Source organism: Achromobacter sp. 1011811831 (assembly GCF_059760905.1).
The window spans coordinates 1-3,392 of record NZ_JCBANG010000175.1 but is presented as its reverse complement, the minus strand read 5'-3'; the positions used below and the strand labels follow the sequence as shown (position 1 = coordinate 3,392).

The 3,392-nt window shown below is 71.4% G+C and carries 3 protein-coding genes; 2 read left to right on the top strand and 1 reads right to left on the bottom strand.

Annotation, left to right across the window (positions count from 1 at the left end; genetic code table 11):
• Positions 1-1,155 (bottom strand): aconitase family protein (locus AC6LJ9_RS30340; RefSeq protein WP_498150412.1); only part of this gene is annotated, 1,155 nt, incomplete at its 3' end.
• Positions 1,156-1,274: 119 nt separating this feature from the next.
• On the opposite strand from AC6LJ9_RS30340, the gene AC6LJ9_RS30335 reads away from it, so the two are divergent.
• Together AC6LJ9_RS30335 and AC6LJ9_RS30330 are read left to right on the top strand one after the other, a co-directional pair.
• Positions 1,275-2,267 carry a Bug family tripartite tricarboxylate transporter substrate binding protein gene (locus tag AC6LJ9_RS30335; RefSeq protein ID WP_498150411.1) on the top strand — a complete coding sequence of 331 codons (993 nt, stop codon included), beginning with the start codon at positions 1,275-1,277 and terminating at the stop codon, positions 2,265-2,267.
• A 57-nt stretch (positions 2,268-2,324) separates the two neighbouring features.
• Positions 2,325-3,380, top strand: a complete 1,056-nt coding sequence (locus AC6LJ9_RS30330; RefSeq protein ID WP_498150410.1) for a lactonase family protein — start codon at positions 2,325-2,327, stop codon at positions 3,378-3,380.
• Positions 3,381-3,392 lie beyond the last annotated feature (12 nt).

The window sequence follows — 3,392 nt, the reverse complement described above, 5'->3', positions numbered from 1 at the left end:
GGGCACGCTCGCCAGCGGCAGCAGGTCTTGCGGCCGGCGCGGGCCGGCCGCGTGGCTGGCGATGTCGTCCAGCGCGATGGTGATCGTGCGCGTGTAGCGAGGGCGGGCCTGCGGATCGAACCACAGGCCGTTGCGCCGCAGGTAGGCGCGCGCCAGGTCCAGCGCGTCCGCGCTTCTGCCGGTCTGGCGCAGATAGTCCAGCGTGCGTTCGTCGGGCGGGAAGTAGCCGGTGGTGGCGCCGTATTCCGGCGCCATGTTGGCGACCACGGCCCGGCTGCCGGCGGACAGCGTGGCGACGCCGGGGCCGAAGAATTCCACGAACTCGCCGGACACGCCGATCTGGCGCAGCCGCTGCGTGACCGTCAGCGCCAGGTCGGTGGCCAGTGCGCCGGGAGGCAGGGCGCCGGTCAGTTCCACCCCGATTACGTCGGGAATGCGCAGCATGGTGGGCATGCCGAACATGACCGTCTGCGCTTCCAGCCCGCCCACGCCCCAGCCCAGCACGCCGATGCCGTTGATCATGGGCGTGTGGCTGTCGGTGCCGATCATCATGTCGGGCGCTGCCCAGCGCTCGCCGTCCAGGTCCAGCTCGCGCACCAGCACGGCCAGCTGTTCCAGGTTGAGCGTATGCATGATGCCCGTGCCGGGCGGATGGATGCGCACGCCGCGCAGCGCGCTGGCGGCCCAGCGCAGGAAGCGGTAGCGCTCGCCGTTGCGGCGGATCTCGTGGCCGATGTTGATGCGGGCCGCGTCCGGGCGCGCATGCACTTCCACCGCCAGCGAATGGTCGACCGACACGTCCACCGGCAGCGTGGGGTTGAGCAGGGCGGGGTCGGCGCCGGCCTCGGCCAGCGCGTCGCGCATGGCGGCGATGTCCACCAGCGCCGGCGTGCTGGTGGTGTCGTGCATCAGCACGCGGCCGGGCTGGAAGGCGATTTCCGCTGCGCTGGCGCCGTCGCGCAGCCAGTCGAACAGCGCCGCCACCGTGGCCGCGCGTTCGGCGCCGCGCTGGTGGCGCACGGCGTTTTCCAGCAACAGCCGCAGCACCACGGGCAGGCGCGGGTAGTCCGCGCCGAGCGCGGGCAGGTCGACGATGCGGTAGGCCCGCGCGCCCACGCGCAGCGTGGCGGGCGTGAAATCGGGGAAAGTATCCATGCTGGCATTATTGCATTTTAAGATTTAAAAATGCAATATAGAAAAAGAGGACCGGCCGGACCGCGCAGCGCGGGCGGACCAGTCCCAGCCCGAACCCAATGCCGGCACAGGAGACTGCCATGCGATTTACCCAACGGCTGCTTGCCGCCCTGACCCCGCTCGCGGCGGGGGCCTTCCTCCCTGCCGCGCCCGCCGCCGCGCAGGACTATCCCAGCCGTCCGGTCACGCTGATCGTGCCCTTCTCGGCGGGCGGCGGCGTCGACGCCATCGCGCGCCTGCTGGCGGAAAAGCTGCGCGACACGCTCAAGCAGAGCATCGTGGTGGAGAACAAGCCCGGCGCCAGCGGCATGCTGGGCGCGCAATACGTGGCCAAGGCCGCGCCCGACGGCTACACGCTGCTGCTGGGCTCGGCCGGCGAGACGGCGATCAATCCCTACGTCTACAAGGGCCGCATGCTGTACTCGCCCGAGAAGGACCTGGCGCCGGTGACGCTGGTGACGCGCGTGCCCAACGTGCTGGTGGCGGGGCCGTCCCTGCAGGCCGCCAGCGTGGCCGAGCTGGTCGAGCGGGCGCGCGCCAAGCCCGGCGCGCTGACCTACGCCACCAGCGGCGTGGGCAACCCGCAGCACCTGAACGGCGAGCTGCTGCAATCGCTGGCCGGCATCACCATGGTCCATGTGCCGTACAAGGGTGCGTCCGGCCAGCTGGCCGACGTGGCCAGCGGCAACGTCGACATGACCTTCGTCAGCTACGCGGGCGCCGCGCCCTTCATCCAGGGCGGGCGCGTGAAGGCGCTGGCGGTGACGTCGGCCACGCGCGCCAGCTTCGCCAAGGACATCCCCGCCATCGCCGAGACGCCGGGCCTGTCGGCCTACGCGCTGGAAAACTGGTTCGGCCTGTACGCGCCCGCGCGCACGCCGCCGGCGGTGGTGCAGCGCGTGTACGAGGCGGTGCGCGACGCGCTGGCCGATCCGGCGCTGGCGCAGCGCCTGCGCGAGCAGGGCGGCGAGCCGGCGCCGCTGGCGCCCGCCGAGTTCGCCGCCTTCATCGCCAGCGAGAGCAGGCAGTACGCCGCCATCGTCGAGCGCGCCGGCATCACGGCCGACAAGTGAGGAAGCGGCCATGAACAAGGATCCGGTGGGCAACGCCGCGCAGGGCAGGGAGGCCGCATGTACGCATACCTAGGCTGTCGCACCACCCGCGAGCGCAATGCGCGCGGCACGGGCATTTCGGTGTTCAAGGTGGATCCGGCCAGCGCCGGGCTGGAACTCGTGCAGGTGCTGGAAGGGCAGGTGAACCCCTCGTACCTGGCGCTGAACGCGCGCGGCGACCGGCTGTATGCCGTGCACGGCGACACCAGCGGCATCAGCGCCTATGTGGTCGATGGGCGCGACGGGCGGATCCGCCCGCTGAACCGCCAGGACACGGAGGGCCTGAATCCCGTGCACCTGGCCATCGACCCGACGGGACGGCACGTGATCGTGTCCAACCATATCGGCGCCAGCGTGGCCGTGCTGCCGATCGGCGCCGATGGCGAACTGGGGCCTGCCTGCCAGCTGCTGCCGCTGGAAGGGACGCCTGGCCCGCACCGGGTCGAGCAGAAGCAGGCCAAGCCGCACGCCAATCCCTTCGCGCCCGACGGCCGCCACGTGATCGTGCCGGACAAGGGGCTGGACCGGATCTTCTCGTTCCGGTGGACGGATGGCAGGCTGACCGCCGCCGCGTCGCCGGCCGCCGTGGCGCGCGAAGGCGCGGGGCCCAGGCACCTGGCGTTCCACCCGGCGGCGTCCTACGCCTATTGCGTCAACGAGCTGGATTCGACGGTGACGGCCTATCGGTATGACGCGGCCAGCGGCGCGCTCGAAGCGATGCAGATCCTGCCCAGCGTGCCGGATACGCACACCGGCAACAATCGCGCCGCCGCCATCCTGGTCGATGCCCGGGGCGAACGCGTGTATGCGTCGAATCGCGGGCACGACAGCATCGCCGCCTTCCGGGTGGACGCGGCCAGCGGCCGCCTGTCCTGGATCGGCGCCGTGGCGTCCGGCGGACGCACGCCGCGTTTCATGACGCTGATGCCGGGCGGCGATTGGCTGTATGCCTTGAACGAGGACAGCGACAGCATCGTGGCCTTCCGGGTCGACGCCGCGAGCGGCGCGCTGACGCGCGCGCCGGGAGAAACGCGCACCGGCAGTCCGGTCTGCATGGTGTTCGGCGCGAGCTGACGGACATCGACC